Raw genomic sequence first — 16,718 nt, 5'->3', positions numbered from 1 at the left:
GACACTGCCAACAAGAGTGGGCGGCATAGGGCTGCCCGCCAGACAACTAAGGAGATTCTTGTGGCAACTCAGAAATTCACCGGCGTTATCCCTCCCGTCGTTGTTCCCGATACCGAAGACCACCAGCTCGATGTTGCCTCCTTTGAGCGCAGCATCAACCGCATGATCGATGCCGGCGTCGATGGCTTGTTCTTCCTGGGCTCCTCGGGCGAGGTCGTCTTCTCCACCGACGAGCGTCGCCGTCAGATCATCGCCGAGGCCGTCCGTATCGTCGACCACCGCGTTCCCGTTCTGGTCGGCATCATCGACACCGAGACCGAGCGCATGATCGAGCACGGTAAGGTCGCTCAGGAGCTGGGCGCCGATGCGCTTGTCGCCACCTGCCCGTTCTATGCCCTGCAGGGCATGACCGAGGTCGAGGAGCACTTCCGCATCCTGCATGAGGAACTCGACCTGCCCATCTTCGCCTACGACATCCCCGTGTGTGTCCACACCAAGCTCCCTTGGAAGCTCCTTGCCAAGCTCGGTGCCGAGGGCGTTCTGGCCGGCGTCAAGGATTCCTCGGGTGATGACATCTCGTTCCGCTACCTCGTTCAGGAGAACGAGAAGAACGGCCATCCGATGAGCATTCTCACCGGTCACGAGGTTGTTGTCGACGGCGCCTACCTTGGTGGCGCCGACGGTTCCGTCCCGGGTCTCGCCAACGTTGAGCCCGAGGGCTACGTGCGTCAGTGGAAGGCCGCTCAGGCTGGTGACTGGGCTACCGTCAAGGCCGAGCAGGATCGTCTCAATGAGATCTCCCACATCTGGGATGTCACCTCGGGCGTCCAGGGCTATGCCGGTGGCGTCGGCGCCTTCAAGACCGCTATGAACCTCATGGGCATCTTCGACAGCCCGACCATGCCGCGCCCGGTGAAGGCCATGACCGGTGAGAACGTCGAGGCGATTAAGAAGGTCCTCCAGGACAACGGCCTCCTTTAAAGCTTTCCCAGGCACCCGACCTCGCCGTTCAACCGTGCGGCCATGACCCATTAGGTCAATGGCCACACGGCTTCTCGGCGATCTCGGGCACTTGGAAAACCTTTACCGCGCTGTGACGGCTAGCCTGACGGCGCATTTCCTGTAGTTGTTTATATCTCCTAAGGAGAGCGACATGGAGAACAAGTACGTTTGCTCCGTCGATATCGGCGGCACCAAGATTGCGACTGCCATTATGGAGTATCCGGCTGATGGCGGCGTGCCCCATCCGGTCTTTGAAGCCGAGGTTCCCACCGAGGCCCAAGAAGGCGGCGAGGCAGTTTTCCAGCGCATCGAGGCGTCCATCAAGGCTGCTCTCGAGGCGAACCCCGATGTCGAGGTCCTCGGTATCGGTATTGGCGCCGCCGGTGTCGTCGACCCCAAGACGGGCGCCATCGCCTACGCCAACGAGATCATGCCCGGCTGGTCTGGCGTTCAGTTGGGGCCGCGTCTGCGCGAGGACCTTGGTCTTCCCGTTGCCGTGGTGGGCGACGTGCAGGCTCATGCTCTGGGCGAGGCCCACTGGGGCGTCGGCAAGGGCAAGTTCTCCGTCTTGTGTCTGGGCATCGGTACGGGCATCGGCGGCGCATATGTCGAGAACGGCCGCGTGATGCAGGGCTTCCACGGTGCTGCCGGTCATATGGGCCACATCGAGTGCTCGGCTGCCGCCGGCATTCCCTGCGCCTGCGGGCGTTCTGGCCATCTTGAGTCTGTTGCTTCGGGCACTTCCATTGGTCGCATGTACGACGAGCGCTTTGGCCGCGTCGACCCCAGCCGTCCTTCGGTCGGTCGCGATGTAAACGACCTGTGCCGCGCGGGCGACGCAAAGGCGACTGAGGTCATCCATGACGCCGGCTTTGCGCTGGGTGCCAGCTTGGGCTCGCTCGCTAACATCCTGGACCCTGAGGTCATCGTGCTTTCGGGTGGCGTGATTCACCAAGGTCCCGATTGGCGTTCACAGACGTGGAAGGATTCGGTACACGAGGGCTATGCCAGCCAGGCGCTCGATCCGCTTCAGGACACGCCGATCCTCATCGGTTCTCTTGAGGGCGATGCTCCGCTCATCGGTGCCGCCGAACACCTTCTTGCGTCGTTGAAATAAACATAGCTACCAAGTGCGCCTTCTGAGGTGCCGCAGATTGACGTGAAAGAGGAGCGAAGCGTACTTCGGTACGCGAGCGACGGTTTGAACGTCAAGGTGCGGTGTCTCAGAAGGCTGTTTTTGAGAAAGGTTGAGTCGAACATGACCGTTGATCCTTTGATCCAGTCCCTGAAGGGCAAGCTCGTCGTGAGCGTTCAGGCGTATATGGGCGAGCCGCTTCGTACGCCCGAGACCATGGCTCAAATGTCTCGTGCTTGCGAGCTCGGCGGCGCCGCCGCCATTCGCTGCCAGGGCCTTGCCGACATTGCCGCCATTAAGGGTCGCTGTGAGGTTCCTGTTATCGGCCTGTGGAAGGATGGGCACGAGGGCGTTTACATCACGCCGACGCTGCGTCACGCTCGCGCCTGCGTTGCTGCGGGTGCCGATATCGTGGCGATCGACGCCACCGATCGTCTGCGTCCCGACGGCAAGTCGGTCGAGGATACCTTCCGCCCGCTGCACGAGGAGGGTGTGCTCCTGATGGCGGATTGTGCCACCATCGAGGACATTCGCCGTGCGGTTGATATGGGCTTCGACCTTGTATCTACCACGCTTTCTCACGGTGTCGCTGCCATCGACTGCACCATGGCCGATGGCCCCGATCTGCCGCTCCTGCGTCAGGCGACCGAGGAATTCCCCGGTCTTCCCATCATCTGCGAGGGCCGCGTGCACACGCCCGAGGAGGCTCGCGCCGCGATCGATGCTGGCGCCTGGGCCGTTGTCGTCGGCACCGCCATCACGCACCCCACGAGTATTACGAGTTGGTTCAAGGCTGCGCTTGAGGCGTAAGACAGGCCTCGTATCCGCTCGGGGCGGTATACTCAATATAGGCAATTGACCGCGCGGGATCCGGGTTGCTGGGTCCCGCGCTTGTTTTCGGGAGGCAGCACATGCAAAAGGGAGATGCCATGGATGCGGCGGAGCGCTCGGAGCGCATCCCCGATATCGTCATCATCACCGGAATGTCCGGATCGGGCCGCACACAGGCCATGCACGTGTTCGAGGACATGGGCTATTTTTGCATCGATAACCTGCCTCCGCGTCTCATCGCCCAGCTTGCCGAGCTCGTCGGTATCAATACGGGCGTGGGCAGGCATCTCGCCGTCACCTGCGATTTGCGTAGCCAGGGACTGTTTGACGAGTTGCTCGATGCGGTCGCCGCACTCGAGGAGCGCGAGATGAGCTGCGACATCGTGTTCCTGGAGGCTTCTGACGAGGTGCTGATTCGTCGCTACAGCGAAAATCGCCGCCGTCATCCCATTGCCAAGCCGGGGGAGACTACGGCCGATGCCATTCAGCGCGAGCGCCTTCAGCTTCAGGGCGTGCGCGACCGAGCCGATATGATTATCGACACGAGCCGTCTGCGCACCTCTGCGCTGCGCAACAAGCTACGTATGGCATTTTCCGAGCTGTCCGACCAGCAGCTCATGGACGTCCACGTGTTCTCGTTTGGCTTTAAGCACGGCATGCCCGTCGAGGCGGACATTATGATCGACGTCCGCTTCCTGCCTAATCCGTTCTACGATCCCGAGATGCGCACGATGACCGGTCTCGATAAAAAGGTCTCCGATTTTGTTCTGGACCATCCCAAGACGCAGGAGTTTTGGAAGGCTTGGACACAGCTGCTCGATACGGTGATGCCGGGCTATATCGCGGAGGGTAAGCCGCAGCTTTCTATCGCCATCGGCTGCACGGGCGGCCAGCACCGCAGCGTTGCCATTGCCGAGGCCACGGCCCGTTACCTGGAAGGCGCTCAGTATCATGTGAGCATCTCCCACCGCGACCTGTCGCGCGCCAACACGAAGGCATAGGCCTGCATGTCGTTTACCGCCGAGGTGCGTGACGAGCTTGCGCGCTGCGAACCCGAATGTGAATACTGCGACTTGTCGACGCTTGCCGCCCTCACGCGCGTGAGTGGTACGCTCTCGCTTACCGGCTCTGGGCGGTATCGTTTGACAGTTGCGACTGAGACGGGAGCCGTCGCGCGCACGATGATCACGCTGACGCATCGCATCCTTAAGCTCAAAACGGAGTTCACCGTTCGTAAATCTGTATTGCATAAGGTTCGAAACTACCTCATCACCTTGCCTGATCAGCCAGACCTGGATAAGGCTCTGGTGCTGCTGGGCATCCTCGACCGCAGGGGAGGACTTGTCGCCGGCGTGCCCCGACATATCGTTGCCCGTCCCTGCTGCAGGCTTGCCTATATCCGCGGCGCGCTCATCGCGGGCGGCTTCGTGGCCGATCCACGCGGCGATTTTCATTTGGAGATCGCGGTGCAGGGCGAGCAATATGCCAAGGGGCTTTGCGATCTGTTGGAGCAGATTGGGGTCCATGCTCGTGTTAATGCGCGGCGGGGGTCATATGCCGTGTACATTAAGAGCGCCGAGGAGATCGAGCAGCTCCTAAAGCTGGTCGGCGCCAAGCGCAGCGTTGCCGAGATCGAGGAAGCGCGCGCGGTCAAATTGGTTAAGAACGACGTAAACCGTCGCGTGAACGCCGAGCTCGCCAACCAGACCAGAAGCGCCGGTGCCGCCCAGCATCAGCTTGCGTTGATCGATGAGCTCGAACAGCGGGGTTTGCGCGACACGCTTCCGGACGCCTTGGCAGTCTTTTGCGACCTGCGCGAGCGCTATCCCGATCTGTCGCTGCGCGATCTGGGGGAGATGGCTGACCCTCCCTTGTCGAAGTCTGCCCTGTACCATCGCGTTTTGAGGCTTGAAAAGCTCATTGAAGCAAACAAGTAGTTTGAAGTATCGACTTATATACGGATTTAGCTGCTATTTTATTCTTTAAAACGTTTTAACGTAAATTTGATTTTCAATTTCGAGCATTCTCGTGAAATTCAAGTCAAAAAAAAGGTATATTAGGCGAGTGGTTAGTTTGTGGGCCTCAACGGCGGGCGCTGTAGCTCGCGGGGGCCTTACGAAAGGAGACACAATGGCAGTAAAGGTTGCTATTAACGGCTTCGGTCGCATCGGTCGTCTGGCTTTCCGTCAGATGTTCGGTCATGAGGGCTCCGAGATCGTCGCTATCAACGACCTCACCTCTCCCGATATGCTCGCTTACCTGCTGAAGTACGACTCCACGCAGGGCAACTACGCTCGCGATCACGAGGTCGTTGCTGGCGAGGATTCCATCACCGTTGACGGCAAGGAGATCAAGATCTACAAGGAGGCCGACGCCAACAACCTGCCTTGGGGCGACCTCGACGTCGACGTCGTTCTCGAGTGCACCGGCTTCTACACCAGCAAGGCTAAGGCTCAGGCCCACATCAACGCTGGCGCCAAGAAGGTCGTCATCTCCGCTCCGGCCGGCAGCGATTTGCCCACCATCGTGTACAACGTCAACCATGAGACGCTGACCGCTGAGGACAACATCATCTCCGCTGCTTCCTGCACCACCAACTGCCTCGCCCCGATGGCCAAGGGTCTGAACGACTTCGCTCCCATCGTGTCCGGCATCATGACCACCATCCACGCCTTCACCGGCGACCAGATGCCGCTCGACGGCCCGCAGCGCAAGGGCAACTTCCGTCGCTCCCGCGCCTGCTCCGAGAACATCGTCCCGAACACCACGGGCGCTGCCAAGGCCATCGGCCTGGTTCTCCCCGAGCTCAACGGCAAGCTCATCGGTGCCGCCCAGCGCGTCCCGACGCCGACCGGCTCGCTGACCAACCTCTACGCCGTCGTTGACAAGAAGGTCACCGTCGACGAGGTCAACGCTGCCATGAAGGCCTACGCCGAGACCATCCCCGAGACCTTCGCCTACAACGAGGACCAGATCGTCTCCCGCGACATCGTCGGCGAGACCCACGGCTCCATCTTCGACGCCACTCAGACCATGTGCTCTGACCTCGGCAACGGCCAGACCCTCGTTCAGGTCACCTCTTGGTACGACAACGAGAACTCCTACACCTCTCAGATGGTCCGCACCATCAAGTACTTCGAGAAGTTCGTTGCTTAATTTAGCTTTTAGCGAATAGCTCGTTGAGCGTCTAAAGAAGGGCGCGGCCTCATAGGGCTTACACCCTAGGGTCGCGCCCTTTTTATAGGAAATCGTCTGCCGTAATGGGAGGCAGACACGTACGAAAGGTAGAAGCAAACATGGCCTTTACCAAGAAGACCGTCCGCGACATCGATGTCGACGGCAAGCGCGTTCTCGTCCGCGTTGACTTCAATGTGCCTATCAAGGATGGCGTCGTTGGCGACACCACCCGTATCAAGGCTGCCCTGCCCACCATCAACTACCTCGTTGAGCACAACGCTCGCGTCATCCTCATGAGCCACCTCGGCCGTCCCGATGGCACCGGCTTCCAGCCTGAGCTCTCCCTTGAGCCCGTCGCCAAGAAGCTCGCCGAGCTCTCTGGTCTCGACGTTGCCTTTGTCGCCGACACTTACGGCGAGAAGGCTGCCGAGGCTGTCGCTGCCGTCGAGCCGGGCAAGGTTCTCGTTCTCGAGAACGTCCGCTTCGATAAGCGTGAGAAGAAGAACGATCCCGAGATCGCCAAGAAGCTCGCTTCCTATGGTGACGTCTTCGTTCTCGATGCCTTCGGCACCGCTCACCGCGCCCAGGGTTCCGTCGTGGGCCCCGCCGCTTACCTGCCTGCCGTCGCTGGCTTCCTGCTCGAGAAGGAGGTCGACACGCTGACCGGCATCTTCGCCGAGCCCGAGCGCCCCTTCGTCGCTATCGTCGGCGGTTCCAAGGTTTCCTCCAAGATTGGCGTTCTCGATCACCTCATCGACTCCGCTGACACCCTGATCATCGGTGGCGGCATGGCCTACACCTTCTTCCTGGCTCAGGGCCTGACCGTCGGTCAGTCCCTCAAGGAAGAGGACTGGGTCGAGCGCGCCGGCGAGATGCTAAAGAAGGCCGAGGAGAAGGGCGTCAAGATCCTGCTCCCCATCGACAACCGCGTTGCCGATCATTTTGGCGAGGACGCTGTTCCCGAGGTTGTCGCTTCCGACGCTATCCCCGACGATCGTGAGGGCATGGACATCGGCCCCAAGACCGAGGAGCTTTACGCCGAGGCCGTCAAGGGCGCCAAGACTGTCTTCTGGAATGGCCCCATGGGCGTCTTCGAGTTCGACAACTTCGCTCACGGCACCCAGGCTATCGCCGAGGCTGTCGCCGAGGCCGACTGCACCTCGATCATCGGCGGTGGCGACTCTGTCGCGGCTGTCAACAAGTTCAACCTGGCCGACAAGATGAGCTGGATCTCCACCGGTGGTGGCGCTTCCATGGAGCTCGTCGAGGGTAAGGCCCTGCCCGGAGTGGAGGCGCTTCTCGATGCCTAATCGCACCCTTCTCATCGCTGGTAACTGGAAGATGAACAACGACGTCGCCGAGGCCGCCAAACTCTCCGACGAGCTGGCTCAGGCTCTGCCCGAGGTTCCGGCTGGCGTCGAGGTGCTCGTCTGCCCTCCGACCATCGACATCACCACGGTTCATGACCGCATTCAGGCTGCCCCCATCGCCCTCGGTGCACAGAACGTGTACTGGGAGGCCAAGGGTGCCTTCACCGGTGAGTCCTCTTGCGACATGCTCAAGTCCGCTGGCTGCACCTACTGCATCATCGGTCACTCCGAGCGTCGCGACTACTTCCACGAGACCGACGATGATCAGAACAAGAAGGCCAAGGCCCTCGTTGCCGCCGGTCTTGTTCCCGTCTTCTGCTGCGGCGAGTCCCTTGAGGTCCGCGAGGCTGGCACCTATGTCGAGCACGTCGTGAACCAGGTCAAGGCTGGCCTTGCTGGTCTTGAGATCACCTGCCCCAAGCAGGTCGTCGTCGCCTACGAGCCCATCTGGGCCATTGGCACCGGCAAGACCGCTACCGCCGAGGATGCTCAGGAGGTCTGCGGCGCTATCCGTGAGACCCTCAAGGAGATGTTCGGCGAGGAGCTCGCCAACGGCATCCGTGTCCTGTACGGTGGTTCCGCTAAGCCCGGCAACATTGCCGAGCTCGTCGCCAAGCCCGACGTTGACGGCGCCCTCGTGGGCGGCGCTTCGCTCAAGGCTGCCGACTTCGCCTCTATGGTCGTCAAGGCAGGCGAGTAGGACATATGGCACAACGTCATCTTCCTGCACTCCTGATTATCATGGATGGCTGCGGCCTTGCTCCGGCCGATGGCGAGAACGCCGTCGCCGCTGCCAAGACGCCCTTCCTTGATGGCCTGTACGAGAAGTACCCCCACACCACGCTCGGTGCTTCGGGCGAGGACGTGGGCCTTCCCGACGGCCAGATGGGTAACTCCGAGGTGGGTCACCTCAACATCGGTGCCGGCCGCATCGTGTTCCAGGAGCTTTCGCGCATCAACAATGCCATCAAGGACGGCTCCATCGCCAAGAACGAGGTTTTCGTCAAGGCTATGGACGATGTCAAGGCTGACGGTAAGACTCTCCACCTCATGGGCCTTATGAGCCCTGGCGGTGTTCATTCTCACATGAACCACGTCGAGGCTCTGGTCAAGATGGCTGCCGAGCACGGTGTCAAGACCGTTCGCGTCCACGCCTTCATGGATGGTCGCGACGTTGACCCGCAGTCCGGTGCCGGTTACATGAGTGAGTTCTGCGCCTTCCTGGCTAAGATCTCCGAGGAGACCGGTTGCGACGCTCGCGTTGCCACCGTCTCGGGCCGTTATTGGGCCATGGACCGCGATAATCGTTGGGAGCGCATCCAGCGCGCCTACGACGTCATGGTCAACGCGTCCGATGCTGATACCGACCCCGTTGCCGGTATCAAGGCCTACTACGAGAAGGACCCGCGCGGCGACGAGTTCGTCGAGCCCTTCGCTGCCCACAACGAGGGCATTCACGAGGGCGACGCGGCCATCTTCTTCAACTTCCGTCCCGACCGCGCTCGTCAGATGACCCGCGTGTTCACGGACAAGGAGTTCGACGGCTTTGAGCGCGAGCAGATCAAGCTTTCGCACTTTGTGACGATGACCGAGTATGATCCGACGTTTGACGTCGAGGTCGCCTTCCCCAAGACGTTCCCCGAGAACGTCCTGGCCGACGTTATCGCCGCCAATGGCCTGAAGCAGCTGCACACTGCCGAGACCGAGAAGTACGCCCACGTGACGTTCTTCCTCAACGGTGGCATCGAGGAGCCCAAGGAGGGCGAGGAGCGCGTGCTCGTCGCTTCCCCCAAGGTTGCTACCTACGATCTGCAGCCCGAGATGAGCGCTCCCGAGGTTACCGAGAAGCTCGTCGCCGCCATCAACGAGGATCGCGCTGATTTCTACATCGTGAACTTCGCGAACTGCGACATGGTTGGTCACACCGGTGTCTTCGACGCTGCCGTTAAGGCTGTCGAGGCTGTTGACGATGCCCTGTCCAAGGTTGTCCCGGCGATTCTCGCCAAGGGCGGCTTTGCACTGATTACCGCCGACCACGGCAACGCCGATCACATGTTTGACGTTGCTTCCGACGGTTCCAAGCATCCGTTTACGGCTCACACCACCAACCGTGTGCCGTTCATCATCGTTGATGAGAAGGCCAAGCTCACCGGTATCGAGGACGGCCGTCTTTCCGATATCGCTCCGACCATGCTCACCATGGCTGGTATTGAGCCTTCCGCCGAGATGACGGGTCGCGTGCTCGCCACCGAGGCCTAATAGAAAACAAATACCGTTTTCTAGTAAGGGGGTTGTCCACGACTGGACAATCCCCTTTTTAATATTTCTGCCATTTCTGCCCCATACCTAAATGGCGGGTGGGGGAGTGCTGGGGGTTGTGGTACAGTACTGGAGTTTGAACTGTTCTATTAAGGAGCTTATCTATGGGTCCGTTCCAGATTCTTCTGTTTGTCGTTTGGGCTGTCTCTGCCGTGGCGCTGACGATTCTCGTCCTGATGCATTCCGGTAAGGGTACCGGCGTTTCGGATATGATTGCTAGCTCGCTGTATAACTCCAGCTCTGCCACAGGCGTTATGGAACAGAACCTCGACCGCCTGACCGTCATCATGGCTGTCGTGTTTGCCGTGTGCGTCGTGCTGTGCATGTTCTTCTTCCCGCAGGGCATCGTCGGCTACTAAGCACGAGCCGCATAAATATTCAAAAAGGGTCCCGTAAGTGCGGGACCCTTTTTGTTTACATATTTGTAACAGAGTCAAAATATCCTCACATACTTCGCCCAACTAAAGAAATTCTCGACCGTTAACCGGAATTAGCCCCAAATCGTGTATAAAATGCGCTACTGTATTGCAAAACGTTGGTCCGTTGTGCATAACCAGCCATAGCAGCGGGCGGCGTTTTGATGGTTCGGATCGGATTGTTTCGACATGTGTCCGACTGAACATTTCATTGTCCTATCTCATAAGGAGGATGGCATGGCTGATTCTATGTTCCACCAGCCCGTTATGGGTCGTCGCGCCTTTGTTGGCGGCACCCTTGCTGCGAGCTCCATGGCTTTTCTTGCCGCATGCGGCAAGAAGGGTGGCGACGCTTCCGGTTCTGAGTCCGGTTCGACGCTGAACTTCTACATCAACAACCCGGTCTGCATCGACCCCTACAATGTCCAGGAGGACCAGGGCACTCAGGTCGAGTACCAGCTCTTTGACGCTCTGACCTCTTATGACGCCGAGAAGGGCGAGATCGTTCCGCTGGCTTGCGAGTCCTTTGAGGCCAACGACGACGCCACCGAGTTTACCTTCAAGATCAAGAAGGCCAAGTTCCACAACGGTGACGACGTTACCTCCAAGTCCTTCAAGCTCGGTTGGGAGCGTCTGGTCAACACCAAGTCGGCCATCGCTACCGAGTATGGCCCTTCCGAGGTCTCCTATCACCTTTCCATGGTCGAGGGCTATGACGATCTGCTTGCCGGTAACGCTACCGAGCTCAGCGGTGTTACCTGCCCCGACGATGAGACCCTCGTCGTCAAGCTGTCTTCCGCTTACGCCGACTTCCCCTTCGTCGCCTCTCACCCGGCTCTGGCCCCGGTTCCCGAGTGCGCCGAGTCCGATGTCAAGAGCTTCTATCTTGCACCGGTCGGTAACGGCCCGTTCATGATGGACGGCAAGTGGGAGGATGGTCAGGAGATCAACCTCAAGAAGTTCGACGATTACTATGGCGACAAGGCCAAGATCGATGGTATCCACTTCCAGGTCATCAAGGACATGGAGACTGCTTACAAGGAGTTCCAGGCCGGTAACCTCGATGTCTGCGACGTTCCCGTTGCTCAGATCGATGCCGCCAAGAAGGACCGCGGCGTGTCCAAGGACGGCTACACCATGGGTGACGGCGAGCGCATGCTGCTCGGCGCCGAGCCTTCCACCTACTACCTGACCTGCAACACCACGGCCGAGCCGTTCAACAACGCCGACCTGCGCAGGGGTATCTCCCTGGCCATTAACCGTGAGGCCATCTGCAAGACCATCTACAAGGGTACCCGTACCCCCGCCGACGGCATTGTTCCTCCGGGCATCGATGGCTACAAGGAGGGCGCATGGGAGTTCTGCGCCTACGATGTCGACAAGGCCAACGAGTACCTCGACAAGGTTGCTCCCGCTGGCGCTAACGGGGATCGTGGCATTAGCGTGACCCTTTCCTACAACCAGGACGGCGGTCACAAGGAGATCATGGAGTCCATCATCGGCGACCTCGCCAAGGTTGGCGTTACCGCTGTCTCCGATACCCCTGAGTGGTCTGCCCTGCTCGAGCAGTATCAGAACTTTAACTATCAGTTCGGTCGTCTGGGTTGGATTGCCGACTACCCGATCATGGACAACTTCCTGTATCCGCTGTTCCACTCCGACTCCCTCGGTGGCGACAACCGCTCCGGTTACAACAACCCCGAGTTCGACGCCAAGGTCGACGAGGCTCGTACTATTGTTGACGACGAGGAGCGCGTCGCTAAGATGCAGGAGGCCGACGCAATGGTCGCTGCCGACTGCCCGGTCATCCCGATTATGTTCTACACGCACACCATCGTCGGCTCCGATCGCATCAAGCACCTCTATGTCGATCCGCAGAAGCATGCCGATCTGGGTACCGCTGAGCTCGCCTAAGAGTTTGCAGCTTCCGTGAGGGTCAAGTATTTACGTAGACCTCATGGGAAACATACAGTTCTCCCTAACCTGGGGTAAACTGGCTGATGGTAATTTTGGGATGCCGGTCTGGCGATCGGCATCCCATTTAGGTTAATCCCTAGATAGGGGAGTGGTATGGGTAAGTACATCGTTAAACGTGTGCTTCAGTTCATCCCGGTGTTTTTGGGCGTTACGCTGATTCTGTTCGCCCTCCAGAATATCGTGCCGGGAGATCCGATCAAGCTGATCGGTGGAGACAAGGCTCTGTCCCCCGAGGTGGAGCTTCAGCTTCGCGTCCGCTATCACCTGGTCCAGTCGGACGAGGACGGCAACGCGATTCTTGACGAGAACGGCGACCCCGTTCAAACGTCGCTCGTGGACCGTTATTTGTATTACATGAACGGCCTGCTTCATGGCGATCTGGGCAATTCGTATCAGCGTAAGCTGCCGGTTACGGAAATCTTTGCCCAGAAGTATCCGTATACGGTCAAACTTGCCGCGTGCGCCATCGTGCTCGAGGCAATCATGGGTATCGGTGCGGGTATCATTTCGGCGGTAAAGCGTTATTCCTTCTGGGATATTTTGGTAACGCTCACCACGTCGATCCTCGTTGCCGTCCCGGCCTTCTGGCTCGGTATGTTGCTGCAACTGTTCTTTGGCGTCATCCTCAAGGACGCCACGGGCGGTGCATTCTCCATGCCGATCTCGGGTGCCGGTGGTTCCAGCTCTCAGTATCAGGATTGGATGCACTATGTGCTCCCGACCATTACGCTGGCTTCGGTTTCGACCGCTTACGCCGCCCGCATTATGCGCTCGCAGCTGCTCGACGTCATGAACCAGGATTACATCCGCACGGCAAAGGCCAAGGGTCTCTCCAATCGCGCGATCATCATCAAGCATGCGCTTAAGAATGCACTCATCCCCGTCGTTACCTATATTGGTGTCGACTTCGGTGGCATGCTTTCGGGCGCCATCCTGACCGAGACGGTCTTTAACTGGCCCGGTATCGGCTATGAGGTCTATCGCGCCATTAGCATGCGTGACTGGCCCATCGTTATGGGCGGCGTTACGCTCATCGTCGTCGTCGTCATGGTGATCAACCTGCTCGTCGACATTAGCTATGCATTCCTCGACCCGCGCATCCGCCTTGGCGGTCCGTCGGATAAGGCCTAAGGGAGGTACGTCTCATGCAGGAAACTGATTCTCAGTCTCAGGAGCAGGCTACCGCCACCAAGGCCGCATCTGCTCCCGCCAAGTCCCGCACGCTGTGGGGCGACGCTTTTAAGCGTCTTCGTAAGAACAAGCTCGCCGTTATCGGTGTCTGCTGGATCATCATCGTCGTTGTGGTTGCCCTGACCGCAGATCTGTGGGCTAAGCCCTGGCTCGGTTCGCCGACGGCTTCCGACTCGACTACCATGGCCCAGACGTCGCTGCTGGCTCCGTGTGCGGAGCACCCGTTTGGCACCGACGCCCTTGGTCGTGACATCCTCGTCCGCGTTATCTACGGTGCACGCGTTTCGCTTTCCGTCGGTATTATGGCCACTGCGATCTCCACGTTGATCGGTCTGGTCATGGGTGCTCTGGCCGGTTTCTACGGCGGCATCTGGGATACGATCATCATGCGCTGTGCGGATATCTTCCTAGCGTTCCCGTACGTGCTGTTCGTCGTCGCCATGATCGCCGTTATCGGCCGTGGTCTTCAGAACGTCTTTATCGCCATCGGTATTCTCGGCTGGCCTTCGATTGCTCGCGTCTTCCGCTCTGCAATCTTGACGGTCAAGGAAAACGACTATGTTGACGCTGCGCGCGCGATGGGTGCATCTGATGCTCGTATCGTCGTGCGTCACATTTTCCCGAACTCCGTTGCCTCCATCGTGGTCTACGCGACCATGAACATTGGTGGCGCCATTCTGACCGAGTCCGCACTGTCCTTCCTCGGCATGGGCGTTATTCCGCCTACGCCTTCGTGGGGCTCCATGATTCAGGACGGTCAGCAGTATCTTCTGACTGCTCCCTGGATGATGATCATGCCCGGTCTGGCAATTCTCTCGACGGTGCTCGCCTTCACCCTGCTGGGTGATGGTCTGCGCGACGCCCTCGACGTCAAGATGAAGGACGCATAAGGATGAAGAAGAACAAGAACTATGTGGACCTGAAGGACCAGCCGGTTCCCGAGGGCCAGCATCTGCTCGAGGTCGATGACCTTAAGATGTATTTCCACACCGAGGATGGCGTCGTTCGCGCTGTCGACGGTGTCTCCTACACGCTCGATCGCGGCGAGACCCTGGGTGTCGTCGGTGAGTCCGGCTCCGGTAAGTCCGTGACCGCCATGACCATCATGGGCCTTATCTCGATGCCTCCGGGAAAGATCGAGGGCGGCGACGTTCGCTATCGCGGCCGCTCCATCCTCGAAATGACCGAGGAAGAGATGCAGCATATTCGCGGCAACGATATCGCGATGATCTTCCAGGATCCTATGACCTCCTTGAACCCGGTCTATAAGATCGGCAAGCAGGTGGGCGAGGGCCTTCGTCTGCACCGTGGCTACTCCAAGCAGGAGGCGCTCAAGCGCGCCACCGAGCTTTTGGACCTCGTTGGCATTCCCGAGCCCGAGAAGCGCGTCAATGAGTATCCGCACCAGTTCTCTGGCGGTATGCGTCAGCGCGTCATGATTGCTATGGCTCTTGCCTGCGATCCCGATATTCTGATTGCCGACGAGCCCACGACTGCTCTGGACGTTACCATCCAGGCTCAGATTATTGAGCTTATGCAGGAAATGCAGGAGAAGAACGGCAACGCCATCATCATGATTACCCATGACCTGGGCGTCGTTGCCGATATGGCCGATAAGATCATGGTTATGTACGCCGGCCGTCCCGTCGAGTTCGGTACTGCTGAGGAAATCTTCTACGAGAGCCGCCACCCCTACACCTGGGGCCTTATCCGCTCCATCCCGGAGCAGGCCATCGAAGAGAAGAAGCCGCTTACGCCGATTCACGGCAACCCGCCTTCGCTCATGAACCTGCCTGAGGGCTGCGTCTTCTCTCCTCGTTGTCCCTATGCGACGGACAAGTGCCGCAAGCAGCGCCCCGAGCGCGTTGTCACCGAGTCTGGTCATTACTCTGCGTGCCACTACTCCGGTGACCCCGAGTTCCTCAAGAACGCTCCTGAGACGTCCCGTACGCGCAAGGATTCCAAGAAGGGAGGCGAGGCGTAATGGCAGATACCAACGAGCGTACTCCGCTGCTGAAGGTCGAGCACCTCTCTAAGGAGTTCCCCGCTGAGTCCGGCATGTTCGCCAAGCGCTTCTCCAAGCGTGTCGTCTCTGCAGTAAATGACATTTCGTTCGAGATTTATCCGGGCGAGACCTTTGGTCTGGTTGGTGAGTCTGGTTGCGGTAAGTCCACGACGGGTCGCACCATCATGCGCCTGACCAAGCCGACCGCCGGTAAGGTGTTCTTCCAGGGTAAAGATGTTGCCGAGATGAGCAAGCATGAGATCAAGGACATGCGTCGCGAGATGCAGTTCATCTTCCAGGATCCCTATGCTTCGCTCAATCCCCGTATGACCATCGGCGAGATCGTCTCCGAGCCCATGACCATTCACGGCGTGGGCACCAAGGAAGAGCGCATTGAGCGTGTCCGCGAGCTTCTCGACGTTGTCGGACTGAACCCCGAGCACATTAACCGCTATCCTCATGAGTTCTCCGGCGGTCAGCGTCAGCGTGTTGGCATTGCCCGCGCGTTCGCTCTGAAGCCCAAGCTGATTATCTGCGACGAGCCGGTTTCTGCTCTGGATGTGTCCATTCAGGCCCAGGTTTTGAACCTGCTCAAGGAGCTGCAGGACAAGTTCGGTACCGCATATCTGTTTATCGCCCACGACTTGTCCGTCGTGCAGCACATCTCCGATCGCGTCGCCGTTATGTATCTGGGTAAGATGGTCGAGGTTTCGGACTGGAAGACGCTCTATAGCGAGCCTCACCATCCGTACACGCAGTCGCTGCTGTCTGCCGTGCCGGTTCCCGATCCTGATATCCAGAAGACCCGTAAGCGCATCATCCTCGCCGGCGATCCGCCGTCACCGCTGGATCCGCCGACCGGCTGCCGTTTCCACACGCGCTGCCCGATCGCGCAGAGCATCTGCTCCGAGAAACTTCCCGAGTTTAAGGAAGTCGCCCCGGGTCACTGCTGCGCCTGCCACTTCGCGGAGCCGTTCCCGATCAAGGAATCGCACATCGACCTGTAGTCGGTTTTCTCGTCCGGGCCCGTGCTGGACTTAGTTTTCAGAACGTCCTCGACCATGGAAACCCCCTTATCCTGCTCCTTCGGAGCTGCGGATAAGGGGGTTTCCTGGTCTGACGCTCCTATTTGGCAAGGTGTTTTTTAGAATCCATTTTGCGCTCGGCCTCGAAGGCCTGCCTGTCTCAATCGAGCGGAAGTCCGGCCTCGACCCATGCCTCGTAGGCCCTCCTTATGGGCTTGAGCTCCCTTTGGCCCCTCTCCAGCATCGAGATGTACTTCTCGCTGGTGCCCA

At 59.2% G+C, this 16,718-nt stretch carries 15 protein-coding genes; all 15 read left to right on the top strand.

The window, feature by feature from the left end:
- The first annotated feature begins 60 nt into the window (after window positions 1-60).
- The 15 genes from PMX60_RS08625 to PMX60_RS08555 all read left to right on the top strand — a co-directional run bounded on the left by PMX60_RS08625 (window position 61) and on the right by PMX60_RS08555 (window position 16,430).
- Window positions 61-981 (top strand): dihydrodipicolinate synthase family protein, encoded by a 921-nt coding sequence (locus tag PMX60_RS08625; protein WP_035138887.1) that lies wholly within the window; start codon window positions 61-63, stop codon window positions 979-981.
- 172 nt (window positions 982-1,153) lie between these two features.
- On the top strand, window positions 1,154-2,119 hold the full coding sequence (locus PMX60_RS08620) for an ROK family protein (protein ID WP_055286945.1): 966 nt from the start codon (window positions 1,154-1,156) through the stop codon (window positions 2,117-2,119).
- Between the two features lie 141 nt (window positions 2,120-2,260).
- The gene (locus PMX60_RS08615; protein ID WP_271747567.1) at window positions 2,261-2,947 is read left to right on the top strand and encodes an N-acetylmannosamine-6-phosphate 2-epimerase; all 687 of its coding nucleotides are present in this window, start codon (window positions 2,261-2,263) and stop codon (window positions 2,945-2,947) included.
- Window positions 2,948-3,048: 101 nt separating this feature from the next.
- Window positions 3,049-3,969 carry an RNase adapter RapZ gene (gene rapZ / locus PMX60_RS08610; protein WP_022094878.1) on the top strand — a complete coding sequence of 307 codons (921 nt, stop codon included), beginning with the start codon at window positions 3,049-3,051 and terminating at the stop codon, window positions 3,967-3,969.
- Window positions 3,970-3,975: 6 nt separating this feature from the next.
- Window positions 3,976-4,905: a DNA-binding protein WhiA gene (whiA, locus tag PMX60_RS08605; protein ID WP_271747566.1), complete on the top strand. Its 930-nt coding sequence runs from the start codon at window positions 3,976-3,978 to the stop codon at window positions 4,903-4,905.
- 193 nt (window positions 4,906-5,098) lie between these two features.
- Window positions 5,099-6,124, top strand: coding sequence for a type I glyceraldehyde-3-phosphate dehydrogenase (gene gap, locus PMX60_RS08600; RefSeq protein WP_055286941.1), 1,026 nt, complete (start codon window positions 5,099-5,101; stop codon window positions 6,122-6,124).
- Between the two features lie 140 nt (window positions 6,125-6,264).
- On the top strand, window positions 6,265-7,455 hold the full coding sequence (locus PMX60_RS08595) for a phosphoglycerate kinase (RefSeq protein ID WP_117564871.1): 1,191 nt from the start codon (window positions 6,265-6,267) through the stop codon (window positions 7,453-7,455).
- Window positions 7,448-8,215, top strand: a complete 768-nt coding sequence (gene tpiA, locus PMX60_RS08590; RefSeq protein ID WP_271747565.1) for a triose-phosphate isomerase — start codon at window positions 7,448-7,450, stop codon at window positions 8,213-8,215. Before PMX60_RS08595 ends, tpiA begins: the two co-directional genes overlap by 8 nt.
- Window positions 8,216-8,220: 5 nt before the next feature.
- Window positions 8,221-9,774, top strand: a complete 1,554-nt coding sequence (gene gpmI, locus PMX60_RS08585) for a 2,3-bisphosphoglycerate-independent phosphoglycerate mutase (RefSeq protein WP_055310511.1) — start codon at window positions 8,221-8,223, stop codon at window positions 9,772-9,774.
- A 164-nt stretch (window positions 9,775-9,938) separates the two neighbouring features.
- Window positions 9,939-10,193: a preprotein translocase subunit SecG gene (gene secG, locus PMX60_RS08580; protein ID WP_006236144.1), complete on the top strand. Its 255-nt coding sequence runs from the start codon at window positions 9,939-9,941 to the stop codon at window positions 10,191-10,193.
- Between the two features lie 294 nt (window positions 10,194-10,487).
- Window positions 10,488-12,164: a peptide ABC transporter substrate-binding protein gene (locus PMX60_RS08575; protein WP_271747564.1), complete on the top strand. Its 1,677-nt coding sequence runs from the start codon at window positions 10,488-10,490 to the stop codon at window positions 12,162-12,164.
- A 156-nt stretch (window positions 12,165-12,320) separates the two neighbouring features.
- On the top strand, window positions 12,321-13,358 hold the full coding sequence (locus PMX60_RS08570) for an ABC transporter permease (RefSeq protein ID WP_117877270.1): 1,038 nt from the start codon (window positions 12,321-12,323) through the stop codon (window positions 13,356-13,358).
- 14 nt (window positions 13,359-13,372) lie between these two features.
- Window positions 13,373-14,308 carry an ABC transporter permease gene (locus tag PMX60_RS08565; RefSeq protein WP_022094886.1) on the top strand — a complete coding sequence of 312 codons (936 nt, stop codon included), beginning with the start codon at window positions 13,373-13,375 and terminating at the stop codon, window positions 14,306-14,308.
- Window positions 14,309-14,310: 2 nt separating this feature from the next.
- Window positions 14,311-15,402, top strand: a complete 1,092-nt coding sequence (locus PMX60_RS08560) for an ABC transporter ATP-binding protein (protein WP_022094887.1) — start codon at window positions 14,311-14,313, stop codon at window positions 15,400-15,402.
- Window positions 15,402-16,430 carry an ABC transporter ATP-binding protein gene (locus PMX60_RS08555; RefSeq protein WP_271747563.1) on the top strand — a complete coding sequence of 343 codons (1,029 nt, stop codon included), beginning with the start codon at window positions 15,402-15,404 and terminating at the stop codon, window positions 16,428-16,430. The genes PMX60_RS08560 and PMX60_RS08555 overlap by 1 nt, the downstream gene beginning before the upstream one ends.
- Window positions 16,431-16,718 lie beyond the last annotated feature (288 nt).

Source organism: Collinsella aerofaciens, assembly GCF_028206995.1.
In the GTDB taxonomy this organism is placed as follows: Bacteria; Actinomycetota; Coriobacteriia; order Coriobacteriales; family Coriobacteriaceae; genus Collinsella; species Collinsella aerofaciens_AQ.
This window is presented reverse-complemented; position numbering and strand designations above follow the sequence as displayed.

What these genes read in the sequence shown, in the direction of transcription:
- PMX60_RS08620 (WP_055286945.1), top strand. Translation starts at nt 1,154, where the DNA reads ATGGAGAACAAGTACGTTTGCTCCGTCGATATCGGCGGCACCAAGATT.
- secG (WP_006236144.1), top strand. Translation starts at nt 9,939, where the DNA reads ATGGGTCCGTTCCAGATTCTTCTGTTTGTCGTTTGGGCTGTCTCTGCC.
- PMX60_RS08595 (WP_117564871.1), top strand. Translation starts at nt 6,265, where the DNA reads ATGGCCTTTACCAAGAAGACCGTCCGCGACATCGATGTCGACGGCAAG.
- tpiA (WP_271747565.1), top strand. Translation starts at nt 7,448, where the DNA reads ATGCCTAATCGCACCCTTCTCATCGCTGGTAACTGGAAGATGAACAAC.
- whiA (WP_271747566.1), top strand. Translation starts at nt 3,976, where the DNA reads ATGTCGTTTACCGCCGAGGTGCGTGACGAGCTTGCGCGCTGCGAACCC.
- PMX60_RS08615 (WP_271747567.1), top strand. Translation starts at nt 2,261, where the DNA reads ATGACCGTTGATCCTTTGATCCAGTCCCTGAAGGGCAAGCTCGTCGTG.
- rapZ (WP_022094878.1), top strand. Translation starts at nt 3,049, where the DNA reads ATGCAAAAGGGAGATGCCATGGATGCGGCGGAGCGCTCGGAGCGCATC.
- PMX60_RS08555 (WP_271747563.1), top strand. Translation starts at nt 15,402, where the DNA reads ATGGCAGATACCAACGAGCGTACTCCGCTGCTGAAGGTCGAGCACCTC.
- PMX60_RS08575 (WP_271747564.1), top strand. Translation starts at nt 10,488, where the DNA reads ATGGCTGATTCTATGTTCCACCAGCCCGTTATGGGTCGTCGCGCCTTT.
- PMX60_RS08560 (WP_022094887.1), top strand. Translation starts at nt 14,311, where the DNA reads ATGAAGAAGAACAAGAACTATGTGGACCTGAAGGACCAGCCGGTTCCC.
- gap (WP_055286941.1), top strand. Translation starts at nt 5,099, where the DNA reads ATGGCAGTAAAGGTTGCTATTAACGGCTTCGGTCGCATCGGTCGTCTG.
- PMX60_RS08565 (WP_022094886.1), top strand. Translation starts at nt 13,373, where the DNA reads ATGCAGGAAACTGATTCTCAGTCTCAGGAGCAGGCTACCGCCACCAAG.
- PMX60_RS08570 (WP_117877270.1), top strand. Translation starts at nt 12,321, where the DNA reads ATGGGTAAGTACATCGTTAAACGTGTGCTTCAGTTCATCCCGGTGTTT.
- gpmI (WP_055310511.1), top strand. Translation starts at nt 8,221, where the DNA reads ATGGCACAACGTCATCTTCCTGCACTCCTGATTATCATGGATGGCTGC.